This is a genomic window from Pseudomonas sp. MYb193, from assembly GCF_002966775.1.
In the GTDB taxonomy this organism is placed as follows: Bacteria; Pseudomonadota; Gammaproteobacteria; order Pseudomonadales; family Pseudomonadaceae; genus Aquipseudomonas; species Aquipseudomonas paracarnis.
Genome location: NZ_CP023269.1, coordinates 1,389,816 through 1,409,686, shown reverse-complemented (window position 1 = coordinate 1,409,686; position 19,871 = coordinate 1,389,816). Strand labels below are relative to the sequence as shown.

General features: G+C 58.1%; 21 protein-coding genes. All 21 read right to left on the bottom strand.

Annotation, left to right across the window (positions count from 1 at the left end; genetic code table 11):
• Positions 1-49 precede the first annotated feature (49 nt).
• The 21 genes from CLM72_RS28690 to CLM72_RS06380 all read right to left on the bottom strand — a co-directional run bounded on the left by CLM72_RS28690 (position 50) and on the right by CLM72_RS06380 (position 19,820).
• The gene (locus tag CLM72_RS28690) at positions 50-691 is read right to left on the bottom strand and encodes a hypothetical protein (RefSeq protein WP_146120453.1); all 642 of its coding nucleotides are present in this window, start codon (positions 689-691) and stop codon (positions 50-52) included.
• Positions 692-1,025: 334 nt separating this feature from the next.
• Positions 1,026-4,934 (bottom strand): phage tail protein, encoded by a 3,909-nt coding sequence (locus CLM72_RS06470; protein ID WP_105225953.1) that lies wholly within the window; start codon positions 4,932-4,934, stop codon positions 1,026-1,028.
• 9 nt (positions 4,935-4,943) lie between these two features.
• Positions 4,944-5,540 carry a tail assembly protein gene (locus tag CLM72_RS06465; RefSeq protein ID WP_256595301.1) on the bottom strand — a complete coding sequence of 199 codons (597 nt, stop codon included), beginning with the start codon at positions 5,538-5,540 and terminating at the stop codon, positions 4,944-4,946.
• The gene (locus tag CLM72_RS06460; protein WP_105225952.1) at positions 5,540-6,292 is read right to left on the bottom strand and encodes a C40 family peptidase; all 753 of its coding nucleotides are present in this window, start codon (positions 6,290-6,292) and stop codon (positions 5,540-5,542) included. The genes CLM72_RS06465 and CLM72_RS06460 overlap by 1 nt, the downstream gene beginning before the upstream one ends.
• 7 nt (positions 6,293-6,299) lie before the next feature.
• On the bottom strand, positions 6,300-6,986 hold the full coding sequence (locus CLM72_RS06455) for a phage minor tail protein L (protein WP_105225951.1): 687 nt from the start codon (positions 6,984-6,986) through the stop codon (positions 6,300-6,302).
• Positions 6,983-7,321: a phage tail protein gene (locus CLM72_RS06450; protein WP_005785361.1), complete on the bottom strand. Its 339-nt coding sequence runs from the start codon at positions 7,319-7,321 to the stop codon at positions 6,983-6,985. Before CLM72_RS06450 ends, CLM72_RS06455 begins: the two co-directional genes overlap by 4 nt.
• Entirely contained in the window at positions 7,321-10,698 is a 3,378-nt protein-coding gene (locus CLM72_RS06445) for a tape measure protein (protein ID WP_105225950.1), read from the bottom strand. Before CLM72_RS06445 ends, CLM72_RS06450 begins: the two co-directional genes overlap by 1 nt.
• Before the next feature lie 37 nt (positions 10,699-10,735).
• Positions 10,736-11,092 carry a hypothetical protein gene (locus tag CLM72_RS06440; protein WP_105225949.1) on the bottom strand — a complete coding sequence of 119 codons (357 nt, stop codon included), beginning with the start codon at positions 11,090-11,092 and terminating at the stop codon, positions 10,736-10,738.
• Between the two features lie 66 nt (positions 11,093-11,158).
• A complete protein-coding gene (locus tag CLM72_RS06435) occupies positions 11,159-11,461 on the bottom strand; it encodes a DUF4035 domain-containing protein (RefSeq protein WP_105225948.1) in 303 nt (100 codons plus the stop codon).
• Between the two features lie 23 nt (positions 11,462-11,484).
• Complete coding sequence (locus CLM72_RS06430; RefSeq protein WP_105225947.1) at positions 11,485-11,958, bottom strand: phage tail assembly chaperone; 474 nt, start codon at positions 11,956-11,958, stop codon at positions 11,485-11,487.
• On the bottom strand, positions 11,958-12,428 hold the full coding sequence (locus CLM72_RS06425; RefSeq protein WP_105225946.1) for a phage tail tube protein: 471 nt from the start codon (positions 12,426-12,428) through the stop codon (positions 11,958-11,960). The genes CLM72_RS06430 and CLM72_RS06425 overlap by 1 nt, the downstream gene beginning before the upstream one ends.
• Before the next feature lie 8 nt (positions 12,429-12,436).
• Positions 12,437-12,784, bottom strand: coding sequence for a DUF3168 domain-containing protein (locus CLM72_RS06420; RefSeq protein ID WP_105225945.1), 348 nt, complete (start codon positions 12,782-12,784; stop codon positions 12,437-12,439).
• A gap of 6 nt (positions 12,785-12,790) precedes the next feature.
• On the bottom strand, positions 12,791-13,261 hold the full coding sequence (locus CLM72_RS06415; protein WP_068966478.1) for an HK97-gp10 family putative phage morphogenesis protein: 471 nt from the start codon (positions 13,259-13,261) through the stop codon (positions 12,791-12,793).
• Positions 13,258-13,578, bottom strand: a complete 321-nt coding sequence (locus CLM72_RS06410; RefSeq protein WP_256595298.1) for a phage head closure protein — start codon at positions 13,576-13,578, stop codon at positions 13,258-13,260. The genes CLM72_RS06415 and CLM72_RS06410 overlap by 4 nt, the downstream gene beginning before the upstream one ends.
• A complete protein-coding gene (locus CLM72_RS06405; protein WP_105225943.1) occupies positions 13,579-13,920 on the bottom strand; it encodes a head-tail connector protein in 342 nt (113 codons plus the stop codon).
• A 1-nt stretch (position 13,921) separates the two neighbouring features.
• Positions 13,922-14,095, bottom strand: a complete 174-nt coding sequence (locus CLM72_RS28685; protein WP_158688679.1) for a hypothetical protein — start codon at positions 14,093-14,095, stop codon at positions 13,922-13,924.
• A 50-nt stretch (positions 14,096-14,145) separates the two neighbouring features.
• Complete coding sequence (locus CLM72_RS06400) at positions 14,146-15,354, bottom strand: phage major capsid protein (RefSeq protein ID WP_105225942.1); 1,209 nt, start codon at positions 15,352-15,354, stop codon at positions 14,146-14,148.
• Positions 15,347-16,240 carry a head maturation protease, ClpP-related gene (locus tag CLM72_RS06395; RefSeq protein WP_105225941.1) on the bottom strand — a complete coding sequence of 298 codons (894 nt, stop codon included), beginning with the start codon at positions 16,238-16,240 and terminating at the stop codon, positions 15,347-15,349. The genes CLM72_RS06400 and CLM72_RS06395 overlap by 8 nt, the downstream gene beginning before the upstream one ends.
• A gap of 15 nt (positions 16,241-16,255) precedes the next feature.
• On the bottom strand, positions 16,256-17,656 hold the full coding sequence (locus tag CLM72_RS06390) for a phage portal protein (protein ID WP_105225940.1): 1,401 nt from the start codon (positions 17,654-17,656) through the stop codon (positions 16,256-16,258).
• Complete coding sequence (locus CLM72_RS06385) at positions 17,656-19,353, bottom strand: terminase large subunit (protein WP_105225939.1); 1,698 nt, start codon at positions 19,351-19,353, stop codon at positions 17,656-17,658. The genes CLM72_RS06390 and CLM72_RS06385 overlap by 1 nt, the downstream gene beginning before the upstream one ends.
• Complete coding sequence (locus CLM72_RS06380) at positions 19,350-19,820, bottom strand: terminase small subunit (RefSeq protein WP_105225938.1); 471 nt, start codon at positions 19,818-19,820, stop codon at positions 19,350-19,352. The genes CLM72_RS06385 and CLM72_RS06380 overlap by 4 nt, the downstream gene beginning before the upstream one ends.
• Positions 19,821-19,871 lie beyond the last annotated feature (51 nt).

The following is a 19,871-nucleotide window of genomic DNA, read 5'->3' as shown; positions in this document are numbered from 1 at the left end:
GATATATTTATGAGCCATTTAGGCTCGCCATCGACACAGGCCCACTCATTTAATTCATGGGCTTCGCAAATAACAGCGAAAAGAAGAAACTGCTACCATTGAAATCGCCTATATTCTGAAGCCCAATTGAAACGCTATTACTTTCACGATTCCACCCACAACTCAACCATGAGTAGCTATCCCTTGCGGGCATATCCATCGCAATATTATTTATCAGTATATAACTACCATCGCTAATCGGAGCCGTGGATGTCCAAGTGAAAAACCACCTACCTGGAGATGTATTTACTGCCCCCTGAAAACTCCATTGTGTAATCACAGACGTAAACTGTGCGCATGGAGCGCCGTTATCAAATAACAGCTTTGAATTTGAATCCCACAACCTCAGCCCGTAACTTTCTACGGGCTTGGCCTCGTATGCGGCTAGGAAGTATGTCCCCGAAACATTTCCAGGCCATTCATTTCTCCAGCCGGTCCAGTTGCCGGGAGCCCCCAATAACTGAACCCCCTGAAAAGATGCAGTGGAGTCTGGCCTTGCAAAAACCAAAGGAGGCTCTTGGGAAGTAATCGGAGTTGGAAATACGGCACCTATAGGATCATACCTAGCGGAAAACAGTATAACCAACCTAGAATATTCAGAGTCTAAGACAACAACGCCTGAATTATTTTTAAACATTAATCCATATGACATTATCTGTACCTAAATACTAAAAGTCTTTGCGTTGAAAACCCCTTCTTACCTTCAGGCATGTTTCTATTTGCAAACCACACAGTAACTCCGCCATTCATTACCTGCACGTCAAACTGTGAATTCCTAGGATCTTGAGAAAATCTCCACGGCTCGTTTGGAAGGCATACCCCTACATGAGTCGCAATAGCAACTTCGGGTATAGGGATATATATATTTCTCGCAACGGAACCAACAGACGATGTTACCAACGCCGAATAGACAACCCTTACAGTGAATGAATTCTCATCTAGCTGTAGGTTGCCAGTAGCGCCCCAAATCCTCATTCCAAAATTCATTAGGAAAGTCTCCCCGCCATAAGCCTGAGAACCTCATTCAAGTCGAACACTGCAAGACCATCGTTGTTAAGAACGGAAGAGCCGCCCGCGCCAGGACTGCGAACGGTGAACGTACCTGCCGGGATGTTGATTTCGAGAAGCGGCCGGCCTTTGGAGTCGACAGTAGGTGAGCGCAGCACCATGCCCAGTATGATTTCCTGAACAAACGCCTTGCTTATGATCGCCGTGTTGAAAACCGCTTGACCGTTCTCGATGACAAACATTGGAACAACCTTGCCGTCGATCTCGTTCACCACGGCCATCCGCTGGGCCATGATTAGGAACTCTGACTGCTCACCATTGGACCCGAACGCAAAGCCCGTGGTGACCTTGCGGCCGTCCACGATTGTCTGGGCCTTTAAGGTGACTTGTGCGGACACCTTGCCGTCGAGGTTCACCACTGTTTCGTTCACCTGCTGAACCGAGGCATTGGTTTGGCCGATGCTCGACTGCAACGTCTCAGTGGTTTTCGCCTGCGCCTCGAATGCCGTCGCTGTCACCCTCTTCTCTTGGCTGAAGCTCGCCGTGCTTTCCCATGCCTTGATCGCTCCAGCCAGGTCACCTGAGCCGTCGTCACCACGAACAGAAGCCCGAAGCGCCTCATTGCTCGATGCCTGAGACGTGATCTTTCCATCCAAGTTGGTGACCTTGGTATCCAGGCTGGTGATCGCCTGAGCATTGCCGATCGCCTTTTGCTCAACAGCAGACAGATCGCTCTTGAGCTGGGTGATCTGCGCTGCGGACGTTTCGCGGTTGGTGGCAACCACCTGCTCCAGAACAGTCAGCGACGACTTGTTGTCGCCTACCTGTGCGCCCAGGGTGAGCAGTTGCTGGGCCATCGCATAATTGTCGCTTGCTCGCGTTTTGCGCTCGACGGCGAGATCTGCTGTTGATGTCCATCCCTTGATTGCGTCGGCCAGATCGCCGGCGCCGTCATCACCACGAGCAGCAGACCGCAACGCCTCAACTGAGGTGGCGGTGGCCAACACCTTTCCGTCGATTTCCTCGATCTTGGTTTCGATGATCTGGACCTGGGATACCAGTGCATCAGTCGTTTCAAGAATGGTGCCGATGTCGATCCAATACGTGACGTCGGGAGGCGTTGCGCCCACAGGCACAGGGCCTTTCGCTTGGTAGAGTCGCTGATCAAGCCGCACGATGTCGCCCTTCAGATAGGGCTTTGCCGGGTCGTAAGCGAGGGCATCGCTTACCTGCTTGATCAGATCCTCCAGTTCCTGCTTGGCTTCCTCGAGGCGCTCATTTACTGAGCCAGGGCCGTCGCCAGTGATGAGCTCTATCTCTTCGCGCAGGCTCTGGTACAGGGCGCCCTTGCCGATCTTCTCGGCGTAGTACGCCTCATAGTCGCTCTGCTTCGTGCTTGCCTGGCCATTGACTGCACCAGGTACAGGCCAGAACGGGCCGACGTTGCCGGTCCGGTCAACCAGGCGCGCCCAGAAGAACAGATTCGCCCCCGCCAACAGGCTGTGCATTTCGTGCGAGGCCTGCGGGTAGCTGAAGTCGCTCAGCCTGACTGCCGTCGTCAAGTCGGGCGACTCGCTGTACCAGAGTTCCGTCCGTTGGGTGTCCTCCGCACCTGGTGGGAATCCCCACTGGATGCCGATGCCATAAATCAGGCTGGTGGTGGTCAGGAACGACACCGCAGGCGGTAGGCCAGTCTTGCCGGTCAGTACCACCTCAGTGCTGGTGCCCCAGATAGAGGCCACGTCCATGGCGTTGACCGAACTGACACGCGCAACGTAGCGGCCGCTGTAAATGCCCTCAACGTCCGCGCCGAGATTCCCAGTGCGCGGCAAGCGGATCCAGTTACCGCTGTCCTTGCGCCACTCCACGTTGTACGCAATAGCCCCCGGCACCGAATCCCACGTAATACGCATACTGGTGACAGCAATGCCCTGCGACACGACGCTGCGCGCCTCGATGCCGATGTTCTCCGGCGGAGACATTACCCCGGGCGGGATGATGCTCGTTGGCTGCGGGTCAATCCGTGCACCCGTGTCGATCGCCTGGTACTTCAGGGGTTCATGTTGAGTGGCAGCTATTTTGAACTGGTGGAGTCCTTGCGGTTCGATGGTCTGCACACGAAAGCGCATCACGGCCAGGTCAGCGCTCTCCACGGACCAACTGCATTCAGCCTCTGGGAGCTCCGAATAGTCGGCCATGACGGTGACCAAGCGGCCAGAGACGGACTTCACGATGCGCCCTTCGGTCTTGCCGCTGGGTAGGTTGAGGATTAGCCGATCCTCTTCGTGCACCTCGGCATCGATATCGAGCGTGATCACACGTCTGGTCGCGGCGCTGATACGCCCACCATTTGCGAGCCCCGAGAACAACTCATCAGCCACGCAGATAATCTGGCCAGGCTCGACGTTGCGGCCCTCCATGCCGGTGGTGAAGCTTACCGACCACTCCTCATACTGCTCAGACTTGAGCGCCCAGATACCGTGGCGGATTGCTTCTCCCTCCACGGTACAGCCGAAACGCGAGATATCCAGCATCCGGTGCCCGAGCTCACCAATCAACTCTTCGTTGGTAACGGGGGCCGGCTGCGTCTTGAACTCGTTTTCAGGATTGTCCCAGGCAACCTTCGCCCGTGTATGGCGATCAGGGAGCGCTGCGGAGACGTACTCAAATTCACCGATGATGTTCGAGCGGGTGAAGACGTAGCCGTCCTCGTTGCCTGGAATATCCGCCACCATGGTGACCTGGGAACCGTTCCAGCAACTGCTCCCACGGAACACACTGGCCAGGTCCGAAAGGAGTGCGTAGCCCTCAACCGAATCCTGAATGTAAACGTTGGTGGTCATACGCGGCTGCATGCCGCCCTTCCCGTCTGGAACCATCACATCGCAATAGCGGCCGATCTCGTACAGCGTCCAATGGTCCACCATGTCGGCGGTGATGCGACGGCCCAGGCCGTAGCGACGATGCAACAACAGGTCGCGCCATACCCAGACAGGATTGTTGGTGTAGGCAAGCTTAAAAGTGCCGTTCCAGTCACCTGTATAGGTTCGAGTCTCCGGGTTGTAGTTGGTCGGCACCTGCACAATGCGGCCGCGCATCAGGAAGCTGGCCTTCGGCGTGTCCTGGAACTGCTTCGCATCGAACTGCAGCCCGCCCAGCGCCAGGTTCGGATAGCGCAGCTTCTTGTCGATTACCTCCGTCAGCCCCTTGATACGCATCAGATCTGCAAAGTTGGAGTCGTTGCGGTTAGGAGTGAGCCGACGCACGCGCACCAATGCACTGGTAAAGCCTTCAGGTAGATCGATTCGATGGGTGCGCTCGTATTCAGTTGTCCCTTTGTCGTCCAGGGTCGCCGACAAGACCGTTTGATAGCTTCCACCATCTACAGAGAGATCAATGGCGTAGTCGATGCGGTAGCCGATCTGATCGCCATTCGTCTTGACCTGCCAAATTTGCGGCCAGGACAACCGGATGCGCACAGCCGACAACTGCTGATCAGTGATCGCGCGCGTCCAGGCGTTATCCGACTTCAACTCAACCGGCAGCCCCTGGGACGCCTCGTTCTCAATGGCCGGAAAGCCTGGGATGTGTTCTTGGTCCACAGTGCCCGGGCGGAAATCCCAAACGGTACCGGGAAAGTTCTCGCTACCGTCAGGCGAGACCAGCGGCGTGCCGTTGAGTTTTACCGACCGTCTATCATCGACCAGGCCAACAATTGGCCCCTCACTCAAGGCATAGAGCAGTTTCACGGTCGCGACAGAAAGCGCGGTGTCGGGTGCTTTATAGGGCGTGTATGGCTTCTGCTCGCCGCCCTTGGCGCCCAAAACGCGGGCAGCAGTAGGCCGGCGCCGATGCTTTGCAGCAGGCGCTGTTGCGATTTTGGACATGGGTTTTCCTTACTGCTGATCTTCCGAAAAGACGCCAGCCGAGATGAGAGCGCCGCCGATATCGCGTTCGCCATACAGAAGTGGTTTGCAGCGGCCCTGGGCCGTGGTGGTGACCGCGCCGCCGAACGCATAGGAAGGCCTGTTGCCGTCGCCCTCCTTGTCCAGCACGCCAACCGGTGACGGAGACATGCTCATGGCGATGCCGCCGATCATCAGGCCAGCACCAGCCGCCACCAGGTAGTATTGCTGGGTGATCGCGCCAATCACCACCAGGGCAAGACCGGCAATCGTGGCGAACAGACCGCCTCCCTTGCTGCCGATCACAATTGGCGCGATGCGGATCGGCTCAACGGTGTCCTGGCGCATCTCAATCTCGGTATCGCTCAGGTTCCTCTTCCCGCGGAACACTGCGTAGGTCAGGCCGCGCTCTTCCGAAAAGCGCAAGAAGCGTCTGAAGCCGGGGATCTTCACGCACAACGCGTGAATTGCCTCAGCGCATGACGTCACGGCCAGGTGGTGAACGCGACCGAACCGGGCGCCAAGCACGCCATAAAGCATCACCAGCACCACCAAGGGCTGCGGGTTAACCGTTGTTTTCATTGCCATCAGTCAACCTCCTGCATGCGTTGGTGCCGAAGAATCAGCACGGTGTAATCGGCCCACATGCCGCCGTAAACGTCGCGGGTGGATTTCTTGTTGTAGCGGTGATGAAGGAAGGTGCCTGGGGCCGGGTGTAGTTCCGGGGAGCTGGTCAGCAAACCGTCACCCAGATAGATTCCTGCGTGGTTCGGTGCAGCGGCGTTGATCTGCATGACGATCATGTCGCCCTTGCGCGGCATCGAAACCGGATAGAAACCGGCCTCCTCGTAGTACTTCTCGTAGAGGCTCTCACCATCGTTCCACCAGCCGTCCCGGCGTGGATAGTTCGGTAATTCAATCCCATGCTCGCGCTCGTAGTAATCGCGGCACAGGGCATAGCAGTCCAGCAGACCATGGCCGAACTCGCGGCCAACCAGCGGGGCCTGGTAACCATCAGGCTTGAACTCGAAGTACTCGCCAGACGGCCAGCTCACAATCCCCCAGGGTTTTTCGTGCAATTCGCAGCTGACGCGATCGGTCATGCTCGGCATGGGCGGAACGTCGGGATGAGAGTGAATGATCATCGTCACCTCGCCACGGTCCTCCGCGTCACACTTATCCTCCGGGTTGATGATGAAGTGCTCGCTCGGTGTCTTGGCATCATTACGGCATGGAACGTACTTCAGCCGCCCGCCCTCACGGATCACCACGCCACAGCTTTCCTTCGGAAACTCCGCCTCAGCGTGCGCCTGGATTTGTTTCAGCATCACTTTGTTCATGGTTTGCTTATCCGATGAGCGCGGCGCCTGGTGCGCCACCGAACGACAAGGGGTTGCCCTTGCCAAAACGTAACTCGCAATCACTCGGCCGGCCGCCGCATCGATCCAGCGCCGGGTCGTCCACCGGGTTGCCGTCGAGGTCGAACATCCTGATGCCGGTATAGTTGCAGTCGGGGCCGCGGTACTCACCCCACAGGCACCACTCGCACCGGTTCATGATGAGCCCGCCAGGCAGGCGCTGGCCTTTAACGGCCGTAGGCGGCGCCAGCGAGAACACTACCTCCTCACGCAACAAGCTGGTGACCTGGTTGATATAGGAGATGTCGAGCCTCTCCATGGTGCTGGCCGTAGGGTTGCCCTCTGGGAAATTCGCAGGGTCTAGGTATTTGACGTAGGTTTGCCGAACCGTCAGCTTGATCCCGCTCATCCCCTGGAAGCGCCGGCATAGCGCTGTAATCGTTCCGTCAATATTGCTGATCTTGAGCATGGGCGTGGAGTTGTTGCCCTCAACGCTGCGCCCAAAGCCGCCCGTTTCGTAAGGCCTGGGCAGGTATGTCTCACCCTTCCAGATGATCGGCGTGGACTGCTGGTGGGCGTGGTACCGCAAGATGCCCATTCCGCGCGCTTCACCGTCCAGCTCGATCAACTGGATAATCGCGCCAGGCTCTAGCTTCTGGTCGTCCAACGTGATCATGGATTGAATACCTGCTGGAAGGTGGTGCTCAGGGTGTACTTCTTGTTGCCGTGGGTTTGCAGCTGCCAGCCTCCCGTGGTGATGAACGCGCCCTGAACTTCAAGCGGCGGGGTCCACAGAAAGTGATTTGCCCCCTTGTGCCGCTTGAAGAACTCCCGGATCGGCTTTATGTAAGCCTCCCCGCCCGTGAAGGAAACGGTGTACGCGCCAGCGACATTGTTTATTCCGACCGATAATCGCTGGCTGTAGCCGTTGCCGAACTTCGACTCAAGCACGTCAGGCTGGTCGTCACCGGAAGAGCCAACCCGGGGCGACCAGTTGAATACCTCTGCCATCAGCTGTTTCTCCGATTGTTTGGATCAAGCAGGCCGTTCTGGCCTTTCTCCTGCTGAATCACCTGCCGGGCGATCTTTGGCATTTCGGAACGAGCGGTGGCCAGCAGCGCCATGCCCATTTGCTCGTAGCCTTCCGGAGCGTTGACCGCCCCGCCCGAGCCGTCGCCATTGATGTGCAAGTGGATCTCCGGTGCCGCTCCTGAGCCGGTGGCTGCTGCGACAGATGGAGCGGTGAAGGCCGGCGAGATGCCCGGGCTTCCGACAAATCCGCCGGTTGCGTAGCCCGGCTTACCGCTACGGTTCAGGCCGATGAGGTAATCCTTCATCCCAGGCTGATCGACCACTTCCTTGCGGATGACGACCTCGCCGCCGTGAACCACACCCTTCGGCTCAAACTTGCCCCCGAGGCCGGTATAGCCACCCTCAGAGAAGCCGGCCAGCGCCATGCCGGCGACCATGCCGGCATTGGCATAGCCCGCAGCAAGCAGCGCCGCGCCCACCGGGATACCGCCCAGGATGGTCAGTTCCGCCGGTGCCTTCGCTGCAGCTATCTGGGCGTTCATGATGATTGACGCCACCGCGAACGCTTTTTGCGCTACAAACAATGCCTTGTACGCGCCGGACTGCTCGCCAGCGATCTTGCCAACCATATCGGCGGCCTGACCTGACAACTCGCTGAAGGTGCCGATCACGGCAACTTTATAAGCGCCCTGAATGTCAGAAAGCCTCGCCTGGTTCGTCTGGTTGATCTCGACGACCCGGTCCAGGTACTGCTGCTCGGCGGCGAGCTTCTGCTCATTGGTGCTTTGCTGGTCGGCCAGGATCTGATCGCGCAGATCCGCCTGCATGGACAGCTGCTTGTCGTGCCACTTTTTCAGGGCTGCTTCAGCCTCGGCGATCTTTACCAGCTCACCGGAGGGTCCACCTACCGAGGAGTCGATGCCGCCGAACTCCGGCGCCTCGGTAACCGTGGCTTTCGAGATGGCATCAGCGCCAGCGCGATAGTCGTCCGACGATAGCTTGCCGGCACGGTTGGCCGTTTCAAGCACCTGCATCCGCTCTTTCGTCGTTGCGAGCAGGGCTTGCTCTTTGGTTTGAAGGCTAGACATCAGGCCGTCATAGGCCTTTCTGGCATTTAGCGCATCAAGCTCAATCGCCTTGCCCTGAAGCATGACCTTGTTTTTCTCCGACAGCTTCGACAGCTCGCCCGTGGAGAGCTCGTAGCGGAGACGCCCTATCTCGGTTGTCTCACCGTAAAGCGCGACCTGCTGGGTAAGGTTGTCCAGGGTTTGCTTGTATGCATTGTTGAGCTGCTCAGCTTGCCGCTGGATATCCTCCGAGGCTTTCTTGGCTTTTTGTTGGGCCTCCTCAGAAGCCTTGGCCGCCGTTTCAGAACCCTTGATCGCGCCGGCTAGGATGCGCCAGCCCTCGGCAGTACCGGGGTCAACGCCCTCCCGTTCAATCCTCCGGTTCACCTCGCCAACCAGGTCGCCCCCATCCCTGACGGAGTTCAAGCGCTCAACGAGGGTTTTCGTGTAGGTGTTCCAGCCCTCAATAGTCTTCTTGTCGGGTCCCGCAATCTTTTTCAGCCCGGCGCCAGCCTGGCCGGCAGCGGTAGCCACATCGTTCAGGCGGGCGGTGAGCATATTGGCGACGTCGCCGTAATCGCCAGAGGCTTTGATCGCTTCGCCGTATGCGGACGCAGAAGCATTAATAGCCTTGGTCATCTCCTCGTTTGGGCCGATTGCCGCGACCAACTGCTGGCTAGCCGAGTCGATATCCAGGCCGCCGGCAATGCGGCGATTGAAGTCCGTCACCGCCCTGTCGCGCTGGAATGGGTTGGCCGAATAGGTATCGCCCCACTTGTCATTGCCTTGGGCAGCGGCGCGGATCTCGCGCAGTGCTTTCTGCGCCGCCACTTGGGCGTCGGCTTGCTGCTGAATCACTCCGCCAAGCTTGTACCGGGCCTGCTCTTTGCCCAGCGCAGCAAACTCCTTGCGCAACTCCTCTACAGGCCGCTTAAGATCGACGGTAGCCTGGCGAGCTTTATCGCTGTTATCACTGAACAGAAGGTAGCTGGCAGCCACGGCACCGACGGTCAGTGCAAGTCCGGCAGGCCCACCCATAACGCCAAGAAGAGCCGCCCCAGCACGCCCAGCCAGCGATGTCGCTGCTGATTGTGCGGACTGAGCTGCAGTTTGGGCAGCGGCGGCCTGCGCATCTGCAAGCCTGGCGATCCGCAAGCGGCTGAGAGCGGCTGCATGCCCATCAGTAAACCTTGTCGCAGCAACCTGCGCATTTGCAGCCACCGTCTCGGCTGCTGCCCGTCTTACAGCCATATTGGCAGCGTCAAGCTGAGCCCTAGAGCGCCCTATTTCAGCTGAGTTTGCTTCCCGAATAGCAGTAACCTGGGCCCACAGACTCTTGATCAAATCCCCCGCTTTCAGGCTGCCATACGCAGCGCCAACAGTAAGCGCCGACGCCGCAAGTACATCCATGTTTTCGGCAACAAAGGTAACGGCACGGGCAAGAATTTTGGTACTGCCCGTCGCGCCGTCCATCCCGCCCACCCAAGCCTGGAATGAGTTGCTGACGGTTGTAGTTGCTCGACTAACCGAGCCAGGTAAATCCTTGAACTCCCCCTGAAGGGTACCAAGCTGGCTAATCAGCGCCGGCACCACTTTGTCAATGGTAAGTAGGCCTTGGTCTGCCATTGCCTTGAGGTCTTTACGGGCAACGCCCATGCCGGTAGCAAGCGCCCGGATTACGCGATCACCGTTTTCATTAACTGAGTTGAACTCCTCGCCGCGCAATACACCCTGACCCAAAGCTTGGGAGAACTGCGTGATAACAGAGGAGGCTTCTGCTGCACCAGCGCCGGAAAGCTGAAGCCCAAGGGCCAACGCTTCGGTGACACCCAAAGCCTCGCTCGATGAGTAGCCAAACTCGCGCATCGATACGGACGAACGACTGAATAGACCTGCGTTGTCGGCAAAAGCAGTACCGGTGCGCTGACTGATCTCAAATAGCGCCTTTTGGCTTACAGAAAAATCCTCAGTGCTCGTAGAGGCTTGCTTCAGTCGAGCATTTACCTGATTCCAGCTGTCAGCCTGGTGAATGACATTCCCCACAGCAAGAGCGCCGGCCATGGCCTTTGCGTAGCCTCCCACTGAGGATGTAAGCGCCTGCATCGCAGAGCCCTGGGCTCGAACGGCTGCCTCCTGGGATCTCCACGAACTAGTCGCATCACGGTTTCCAGAAGTGATGGTTCGCAGATAGCTCTGCCCCATGCGGCCAGCCCTTGCCATCTCACGCTGATATGCGCTCGTTTCGGCTGAGACGCTGACGATCAGGGAGCGAAGGGTTTGCCCTGCCATGCTTTTCTCCAGACATAAAAAAACCCGCCTTGGCGGGTTATTTGGTTCTCTCACTACTGAGAATTTCAGAATTCTGATCGATGTAGAAACGCCATCGATTGAGGCAGTCGGCAAAAACAACTATTTTATTAGGCGGGCTACTCATCTGCTCAGAGAGCCCCACGTATTCAACTTTGTCGCATTTCATTTGCTTTGCTGACTTTAGGAGCGCTGCTCGCTCAGCGACTTTTATTCGCTCAACACCATCATCGCCCCACTGCTGATAAGTCTTCGGATAATGCTCTTTGGAGTAAACCGAAAGAGCGGACTCATCGATCACAACCTCTGAATCCGGCCTTTCCGAATTTCCACAGCCTGCGATAACAACAGCAACTAAAACCGCGCATCTCCTCATGACTATCTTCCTTGCAAAAGAGAGAATCTAGCATGAGGATAGGGCCCGGGCGGCGGTTGACCTTCGTCACTCGGATGACTTGACCATCAAGAACGCCTTGAATAGCTGTTCTCCCTCCTCGGCTTCCGCCACCTCATCAACAACCGCAGCCGCCTCATCCTTCCACTTTGGCATCAGGTCCACAGCCGAAACTTTCGCGCCCTGGGCCTGAAACACCGAAGCAGCAATGATCGAGGCCTGAATGTCACCCCGGGTGTCGCTCAGTGGAGATTCTTGGTTGTAGGCCATCCAAAGGAACAGTTCCTCCGCGCTCATCCGTGAACGCAGGTCCTGGAGTGTCATGCCAAGCCGGAGGGCAAGAGTCAGCATAAATGCCAACTCCGGCTCCTCCGTCAGTCGTTTCCCGCAGCATCCACCGGATCTTGCGCGCCAGCGCCGGCCGCTACACCACTCAGCTCGAAAACCTTGCCGACGAGCCGGTCATGCACTGGGCTGAAGGCGTCAGCTACGGAAGGCACGTCCTCGTCCTGGAACACTCGAGCATTGTTCTCATCGAGCAACGCCCGCACCAGGACGAATGCATAGAGCGGCGAGGAATGAATCTCCACCCGCGGCTCAAGCGGCGCCTCATCGACACCCTCATTTGATGGAGACTGAGCCGGAAGCCCAGCATCCTGACGGGCTTCAGCAACCGCCAAAGCAGCGCGGCGGCGATACTCAACCCAGTCGCCAGCGCTCAACGCCCTGACCACCACCTGGGCGCCCTCCCACTCGTCGATGGTGAGGCGCTCATGCTTGAAGTTGCGCATCGGGTCCAGTGCCATGGAGCGCAGATCCGCCACGGCGCCGATCTTCGTGCGCGCCATTATGGAGTCACCGGAGGCAGGTCGAAGGATACGGCGCCAGTGATACGCACGTTGAACGTGCCGTTGACGGTGCCGTTTGGCGCGGCGTCCCAGGTGAACTGGGTCACCAGACCGAGGAAACTCGAAGACGAGCCGTCCTTGAACAGCGACTTGAAGGCGCGCGGCTCACCATCATCACGAGCAGTACGCAGTACGGTCTGGGCTTCGTCGTCGGCCTTCCAGTTGCCGGACATGCTGAAGGTGCCGTTGTCGGCCAGGCCTACGGTGAACTCTTTTGCCTCACTGGCGAGCACCGTTACTTCGATTTCATCCGACTGTCCACCCTGGAACTGCGGCTGTTTGATCGTTACTGACAGATCGGCCCATTCAATACCGACCGCCTTGGGGTCGAGTGTGGTGGCTTTGGAAACGCTGAGAGCCGTGCCCTGCGTCTTGACGAACTTCGCTTTCGTTGGAGTTTGAACGGCCATGTGGCCTCCTATGGTTGCAGGGTGTATTCCCAGCTCACGCTGAAAAGTTTGGTGTCGTTCTCGAACACATCCGCCAGGCGGTCTGCGCTGCCGGTGGTGAAGTCAGCGTCATCCGTGGTCATCGCGGCAAAGGCCAGGCCAGCAAGCGTGAGCGCCTCGAGGAAGCTCTCCCCCCATGCGTCGAGCTGTATAGCGAGGTCGCTGGAGCCATCCCAGCCGGCGAGTGTGAAACCGGTGGTGGTGCCTACCGTTTGAATCACCAGGCGTGGCTGGGCGGCGTCCACCGGCGCAACGCCGAAGTACACTCGCCCGTCGACCAGAGGCGAAAGCCTGTCGATGAGGGATTTCTCAATCATTGGGGGTTACCGGGTGATGGCGTTGTCGATGCCTTCGGCCAGCTTGTCGGCAACGGCCTTTTCGATCTGAGGCAGGCTGCCGTCCCAAGATGGTCGAATAAATGGATGGGCCTGCATCTTCGATGTGCCCAGCTCCAGGAACTTCCAGTAGAACGGTGATTCGTAATCCGTTTTCGAGGTGCGCCCTTTTTTGCCGGGACGCTTGAGCGCCTTGGATTGTTTGCCAGTTGGATTTTTTACGCGAATACCGGCAGTAGCGCCGCCAGGCGTGTCAGCCTGTTTCACGCTTACCGCAATAATGTTCTTCTTCAGTTTGCCCGTGCGAACCGGTGCCGTGCTCCGGGCCTTGTCCCTGGCCACCCTGGCACCAGCCATAACTGCATCCCTGGCGATCTTGTTACCCACCGACTTGGCGAGGCGCTCGAAATCGGCCTGCAGCTCACCAAGCCCCAGAACTGTCAGCGATCCGTTGCTCATTTTGGCTTCACCGTTTTGCACATGAGTTTCAGCATGTCGCGCTGGTTGGTGGCCAGCGGCGCGATGATTTCGTAAGTGGTGCCGTCGTGCACCAGGTGCTGGCCCGCCAACACGTCCTTGCGGTAGCGGATGTTGATCTCAGCATTCACCGTGACCTGCATCTGTGACGCGGCCTCGTACATGCGTCCGGAGGGAATGTTGATCTCCGCCCAGAGCTTGCCCAGGTCGCCCCAGACCTTCGAGGGTTGGCCGAGGGCATCCTTGCCTTCGATGTAGCCGCGACGCATGCAGCGGTGACGCAGATCTCCAGCCCTCATCTAAACCCCCAGGCTGACGCGATAAGGCATCAACAGCGATTGCGAGCCAGATGGGAGCTCGGTTACGGAGATGCCGGTGACAGCATCCTCCCTGGAGTTGTAAAGCTTTCCGGCGATCAACAAGCAGGCTGCCCGAATGGATGGATTGACCAGAATCGGATCGGCGCCGGCGTCTCCGGCCAGAACGCCAGAAGCAAGAGCTTCGGCGTCAGCATAGAAGCGACGGTTCAAGAACTGCGAGGCGCTGTCCTCCGCAGCCTCCAGCACTAGCACCACGTACTCCTGATCCTCGCTTTCAGCCCTCAAGTGCTGCATGGCCTGCTCAATAGGGATGACTGACATCTCACCCCTCCTTCTTTATGCGGCGCTTCTGTTCCGACTTGTCGTCTTCCTCGGCAGGCACGGCGATTTGTCGAGTGATCAGCTCGCGACCATGCTGCTCTTCGGTCTCGAACGTCTCACCATCAAGAATCACCCCGCCATCCTTATAAAACGGTCGTAGTGCTTTTAATTTCATGCTCAAGCTCCTGACACCTGGCCGGCAATGACGGCCAGGTGCTCGCCAGATTAAGGCGCTGGGACGGTGAAGGTGCCGAAGATGAACGCTTCAGGGCGCTTGACGGCCAGCGCCAGACGCTCCTCGCAACGGATCGAGATCATGTTCTTCTCGAAGTCGTCGGCGTTTTCGGTCGAGACCACCACGTTGGCATCCTCACGGTCGAAGATCTGGGCTCCAGTCTGGAACGCACCGGTCAGGAACTTGCCCAAGAACGCTGGCACCTCGGTTGCAACGACCGGCAGGCCCCAGAGGGTAGGACCGGCCAAGCTAAGCGGGTTGCCGATGATGTAGCGGCCCAAGGTGTCCTTGGTCAGCTCAATCTTGGCCCAGTCGGTGTAGTGCAGGACGTGACCACTCGCTGGCAGGCGTGCAAGTTGAGCCTGCAACATGGCCAGGCGCAGCTCGTCGATCTGGGTCATCGCTTCCGGAGCGAATGCGCCAACATAAGCGGAGGCTTGCGGAACGATGCCGTGCAAATGCACGCCAGTGCCATCACCGAACAGAATTTCAGCTTCTTCGACATACTTCAGGCCGTAACGCATCTCGGCGTCTACGGTCGACTGAAGTTGCGCGAAGTCATCCAGGATCTGCTTTGACGCCTTGAACATATGCGCAAGGGTAGTAACCGGTGTGATCTTGGTGCCGAACTGGATATCGCTGTACGGTTTCTGAGTGCCTTCTGCGACCACTTTGGCGGCGTTGGTGAAGCCGGTTTGCTGCACCCAGAAGATTGCCGGTGAGGTGGTACGACCCGGGGCAATCAAATCACGGATGAACAGCCGCTGCTTTGGCATCACGTCGATACCTGGCAGGCGTTGAGGCTCCACAACGCCAGGGGCAACACCGCCGCTCAACAGTGCAGCATTGACTGGAACGCTGATACGGCGATTGCCTTGCACGCTCTTAGCGAACTCGGCGAGCGCTTCACTTTTGATAACCACGCCGCCCACGGTATCGCGGTGCTGTGCGGCGGCTTGAGTTGGGATGCGAGCAAACTCTTGCTCAAGTTCACCGAGTTGAGCCTTCAGTTGCTTTTCAGCATCGGTCAGCGTGTTGAACTTCAGCGCCATCTCGTCGACGGCGGCCTTAGTTTCGGCGGACAGTGTGCCGGCCTTCTTGGCCTCCGCCAATGCGGACTCGGCTTGAGCGCTGAACGCGCTGGAAGCCTGCTTCAACTCTGCGCTGAATTTATTCAGCAGATCTTGCGAATCAGACATTGTATTTCTCCTGGATTTTCTTGCTGGCTGCCGAAAGCTCTGCGAAGAAGCTGTTTATCTCGGCGATGGGTTCGGCCAAATTGGCCAGGTTGTCGGCAGCGTCTTGCGTACCGTGCCCAGTAGCGCAAGGCGTACCGGACTTGATTTCTTGAATGAGGGAGCGGCGCTCGGCACGCGTCATGCCTTGCTTGGCCAGGATCAGATCGAGCTTGCGAGCGGCAATTAAACCGGCCTGGGCCTTGGTTCCCTCCTTGACCGAATCGGAATCAAGGAGCGCGTCGGCAAAACCCTGCTCTACCGCCGCAGATCCGCCGATCCAGCTTTCAGCATCCATCAGCTTTTGCATGGCCTTAAGCTCGCCGCCGGTGCGGGCGGCGTAGATATCAGCCATGGCAGCATCGAACGGCTCCATCATGTCGGCCACTTCGCGGAATTGGTGGCGGTTACCTGCCGCGATGGTCCAGCCGTTGTGGATCATCAAGAAGCCCGACCGGGCGACCTTGATCTCATCACCGGCCATGGCGATGATCGAAGCGGCAGACGCCGCCAGACCTAAGACCTTGACTGTTACGTGACCGTCGTACTCGCGCAGGATGTTGTAGATCGCCAGGCCTTCGAACATATCGCCGCCCGGGGAGTTGATATTGACGGTGACATCAGCACCGCCCATGCCTCGCAGTGCTGCCGAGATGCGTTTGGCTGTCACGCCCTCGCCGGACCATGGATCAAAGCCAATTGGGTCGAGAACGGAGATCGTGTTCTTGTCGTCAGTTGCGGCAGCCTGAAGGCCTTGGTTCCAGTTCTCCATGGCCTTTGGCATCAGATCAAACGAAACGCCCGCGCAGGGGCGACCCGCCGGCGCTGCCGGAAGGCTTCGAATTGTCATAGGGTTACTCCATGATCAAGCGGCCAGAAGCCGTGGTAGCGATATCAGTGCATGAGCCATCATTGGCCCATCAGGGTTCCCCGTATCCAGCGCCTTGGTGGCCAGCTCAAAGGCCTCCTTAATTGCGTCCTTGTCGCCGCTCTGATTGGCGGCGGTGATACGCAACATGAAGGCTGTGGCCGCCGCTGACATACCGGCAGACTGTTTGCCGAGTTGATCAAGCGGCACGAGCGCAGACTGGACTGTGAACGTATCGCCACCAGGAATCGGAGCCATGTTTTCCAGGCGCCGCACTTCGTTGCGGCACATCCAGCCGTTTTGCAGGGCTGTGTTGTACCAGGCGCCGCGACCGGCGCTGTCAGCGCGCAGCAGGCCTTCTACCGCGAACTCAGCGAAGAATTCGTCAGCATCCGCCTCTCCAATCAAGCAGCGCGTGATTTCCTGCTCGATGTTCACCAAAAGAGGGCGGAGGCTGTTAGTCAGAAAATGTAAGTTTTGAGCCTCTACAGAGCTGGCCCAGCTGGACTGCTTGTCCATGTGCCCAACCATAAACGGAGGAACCCGGAACCAGCGGCACATTTCCTCAATGCTGAAAGAACGCGACTCCAGCATCTGCGAGGCTTCGGGGTTCATCGTGATCCCCTGGTACTTCAGCCCGGCCTCGGCCACCATGATCTTGCCGGCGTTCTTGGAGCCCATGAACGAACCAAGACTGCTGCGCAACTGCTCGCGCTGTGCCGGGGTTAGCGTCTTGTCGCTGGAGAGAATCCCGGAGGCCTGCATGCCCTGGGCAAAGACCTTTGCGGCCGCCTCTTCTACTGCCATGGCTGATCCGAAGATCTCCTTGCCAGTCGTCACGGGCAACATCCCGCACACGCCATCCAGGCCAAAGCCGCGGATGTGCATCAAGGTTTTTTCGGGGATGTCACGCTCGACACCGTTCTCAGTGTAGGTGTACTTGAGCCGACCATTTTCCTGCCGCTTGACCCGCATGCACTGCGGCAGAAGCGGCACCAACGCGATGATCCGGCCCGCCAACATCTTCTTCTCGACGAAAGCGTTGCCTCGAAGGCAGATGCTGGCCACCACCAGCAGCATGAAGCGCTGAGGGGTCATTTCCGAGTTCGGAACCCGGCACAGCAGCCGATACAGCGGATGGTCAGTCGCAGGAGCCCTTGAGCCATCCGGCAGGCGCCGGTACAGCTTCAACGGCAAAGTCGATACCGACTCCGAAAGCAAGCGGACGCAGGCCCATACCGTAGACAGCTGCATAGCTTTATCAACAGATACGTGCTGCCCGCTGACCGAACTACCGAACCACTCCTGCCAGAACGAGCCATCCTTTAAGCCGATGGGCACACCAAGCCAATTTTGAAGAGTGGCTTTGATTCGCCCGGGTTTCTTTTCGCGCGCCATCAAAGCCCCACCATAATTGGATTGTCGAAAAAGCCCTGTAGATCGCCGCAACCCACCGGGTTCAGCGCTATGAGCGTGGTTGCGTCGAACGTGGCCATCAGCGGGTCAATCTTCGCCGAGCCGCTCACCTGCTTATTGATTGCGATCGCGTTACCCACCGCGACCGTCCTGGCGTTACCTACGCACCAGGCCATCAGACGTGTGCCACCGTGAATGAACTCACCGCCGGCCACTTTACGCTCTGTAGTCTTGATGGCACCGTTGAGCCGCCAGCCCTGGGAGATCGAAACGATCTGCTCCATGGTGATGCCGCGCTCTTCAGTGGTCAGTTCGTCAATGATGTCGCCGATGCCAGCTGAGTCGACACCAATTGCCTGCTTGTCCGGCAAGAGGCCTGCGTCACGAACCTCGCAGATGATATCTGCCACCTGCAGCACGTCATCACCAGGCCGGTCAACAATCGTCAGATCGCCATCGGCCTCGAAGCCAAGCAGGTTTGAAACGATGTCCTTGCGGCGGTCCAGCGCGATCTTGTGGGCCCAGGCGTGCGACCAGTGCAGCCAGCGCCGTGTTTCGCGCTCGCGACCAATCAGACTGAGCCCCAACAGGTCATCCAGCCCGCCACCATCGATACCCACTACAATCACTTCGGATCGCCGCAACAGTTCATCAAAGGTCAGCGAATTGTCGCCAGCGGCCTCCCAGTGATCAGCGCCAGCCCAGCGATCAGAACGAAGGTCCATCCCGATCTCGACGTTAAGGTGCTTTGCGAGAAAACCGCGAATGGCGCCCTCACCTTCCGCCTGGGCCTCTTGGTACTTCTGCTCAATCACCTGCTGGTCGACGGACAGCCCCCAGTTGGGATTGGTGACATGCGCGTTTGCCAGATCCCGGTGCTCGCCCTGCTTGATCATTTCTTGCGGGAACTCGTAGATCACGGGAAGGAAACGGCGATCCTCAATTTTCCCGTCACGGACGTTCCTGGCGTAGTCAAGTTTTGCCTTGAACACTCCAGCAGGCGGCTCATCGGATTGGGTGGTGCAATAGAACACGAAGCCTTCAGGCCGAGAAGCCAGTCCGCCGGTCGCCTCTACGAGCATCTTGGCTGACTTGGCCTGCTTGCCAAACTCCCAAAGCTCGTCGATGAACACACCAGTAGCTTTTTTGCCGGTGACTGTCGCGGAGTCGGCAGCGACTACTTTCAAGTTTGCCTTGTTCAGGTGGTCAGTAATGATCCGGTTGTATTCCTGCACATGGAATCTGGCCTTGAGGTCATCGTCGGCATCAATCATGTCCCTGATCGGCTTGAAGGCGTTGTCGGCAGCTTCCTTCGTGGGCGCCAGAATCAGGAACTCTCCTGATGGTCGAGTGTTCAAGATCAGCGCGGTTAACATGATCCCGGCGGCGATCGTACTTTTTCCGTTCTTCTTGCTCACCATCAGGAAATAATTGGTGATCAGCCGACGGCCGGCCTCTGCGTCATACGCGCCGAATAGCGCGGCCACGAGGTCTAGAACCCACGCCCGACAGGTATCAGCCATCAACGGGCTGCCGTCAGCATCAACCATCCGGAGATTGCCGAACACGTCCAGCGCATCCTCGGCCTGATCGGGAAAGATTGGCGCAAGCGGGACCAGCGACTGACCCTGCACAATACGGTCTTCCCACTCAGGGCAGGCAGTGGTCCATGTTTTCATTTAACGGCCTTTAAGTGACGTTCGCGCAGACCAAACCTGCTGTTCGCTCCAACTTTTGCGGCATCTTCGAGCTTTTGTTCCTTCTTCCCCATACCCGACTTCTTGCCGTGGAAATACGGGAGTGCCGACTGAGCAGCGTTGCGCCGGTCGAAGATTTTCGCGTTGGGCTCATTCATGAGAGCCAGCAGCCATACAAGAGGATCATCCGTGTTTGGCAGATCAGCCAGGCCCTCTTCGTCGCCCTCGACCTGTTGGCCACCGGGCTCAGATACAGCAGGCGAGCCTTTAACATTCTGAGAGGCCTTTAACTTCTCCAGAGCGGCAACAACATCAGGGTCTTTTGCTAGCCTCGATCCAGCAGCCGAAGCGCTGGCGGCCGCGTATCCAGCGGCCTCAGCCGCTTCGCGATTCGAGGCACCTGAAGCCTTGGATTCGACAAAACGGCGTTTTTTGTCTGTTAACGCCATTAACAAAAACCTTTAAAAAGGGGAAAAAAATCGCGCGTGAGAGGGGGAGTG

Bases quoted from the DNA above. Each gene is read 5' to 3' on its own strand.
- CLM72_RS06425 (WP_105225946.1), bottom strand. From the start codon at position 12,428: ATGGCCGTTCAAACTCCAACGAAAGCGAAGTTCGTCAAGACGCAGGGC.
- CLM72_RS06470 (WP_105225953.1), bottom strand. From the start codon at position 4,934: ATGTCCAAAATCGCAACAGCGCCTGCTGCAAAGCATCGGCGCCGGCCT.
- CLM72_RS06405 (WP_105225943.1), bottom strand. From the start codon at position 13,920: ATGTCAGTCATCCCTATTGAGCAGGCCATGCAGCACTTGAGGGCTGAA.
- CLM72_RS06395 (WP_105225941.1), bottom strand. From the start codon at position 16,240: ATGACAATTCGAAGCCTTCCGGCAGCGCCGGCGGGTCGCCCCTGCGCG.
- CLM72_RS06435 (WP_105225948.1), bottom strand. From the start codon at position 11,461: ATGCTGACTCTTGCCCTCCGGCTTGGCATGACACTCCAGGACCTGCGT.
- CLM72_RS28690 (WP_146120453.1), bottom strand. From the start codon at position 691: ATGTCATATGGATTAATGTTTAAAAATAATTCAGGCGTTGTTGTCTTA.
- CLM72_RS06460 (WP_105225952.1), bottom strand. From the start codon at position 6,292: ATGAACAAAGTGATGCTGAAACAAATCCAGGCGCACGCTGAGGCGGAG.
- CLM72_RS06415 (WP_068966478.1), bottom strand. From the start codon at position 13,261: ATGAGCAACGGATCGCTGACAGTTCTGGGGCTTGGTGAGCTGCAGGCC.
- CLM72_RS06380 (WP_105225938.1), bottom strand. From the start codon at position 19,820: ATGGCGTTAACAGACAAAAAACGCCGTTTTGTCGAATCCAAGGCTTCA.
- CLM72_RS28685 (WP_158688679.1), bottom strand. From the start codon at position 14,095: ATGAAATTAAAAGCACTACGACCGTTTTATAAGGATGGCGGGGTGATT.
- CLM72_RS06410 (WP_256595298.1), bottom strand. From the start codon at position 13,578: ATGAGGGCTGGAGATCTGCGTCACCGCTGCATGCGTCGCGGCTACATC.
- CLM72_RS06430 (WP_105225947.1), bottom strand. From the start codon at position 11,958: ATGGCGCGCACGAAGATCGGCGCCGTGGCGGATCTGCGCTCCATGGCA.
- CLM72_RS06385 (WP_105225939.1), bottom strand. From the start codon at position 19,353: ATGAAAACATGGACCACTGCCTGCCCTGAGTGGGAAGACCGTATTGTG.
- CLM72_RS06455 (WP_105225951.1), bottom strand. From the start codon at position 6,986: ATGATCACGTTGGACGACCAGAAGCTAGAGCCTGGCGCGATTATCCAG.
- CLM72_RS06420 (WP_105225945.1), bottom strand. From the start codon at position 12,784: ATGATTGAGAAATCCCTCATCGACAGGCTTTCGCCTCTGGTCGACGGG.
- CLM72_RS06400 (WP_105225942.1), bottom strand. From the start codon at position 15,354: ATGTCTGATTCGCAAGATCTGCTGAATAAATTCAGCGCAGAGTTGAAG.
- CLM72_RS06450 (WP_005785361.1), bottom strand. From the start codon at position 7,321: ATGGCAGAGGTATTCAACTGGTCGCCCCGGGTTGGCTCTTCCGGTGAC.
- CLM72_RS06390 (WP_105225940.1), bottom strand. From the start codon at position 17,656: ATGGCGCGCGAAAAGAAACCCGGGCGAATCAAAGCCACTCTTCAAAAT.
- CLM72_RS06445 (WP_105225950.1), bottom strand. From the start codon at position 10,698: ATGGCAGGGCAAACCCTTCGCTCCCTGATCGTCAGCGTCTCAGCCGAA.
- CLM72_RS06465 (WP_256595301.1), bottom strand. From the start codon at position 5,540: ATGGCAATGAAAACAACGGTTAACCCGCAGCCCTTGGTGGTGCTGGTG.
- CLM72_RS06440 (WP_105225949.1), bottom strand. From the start codon at position 11,092: ATGAGGAGATGCGCGGTTTTAGTTGCTGTTGTTATCGCAGGCTGTGGA.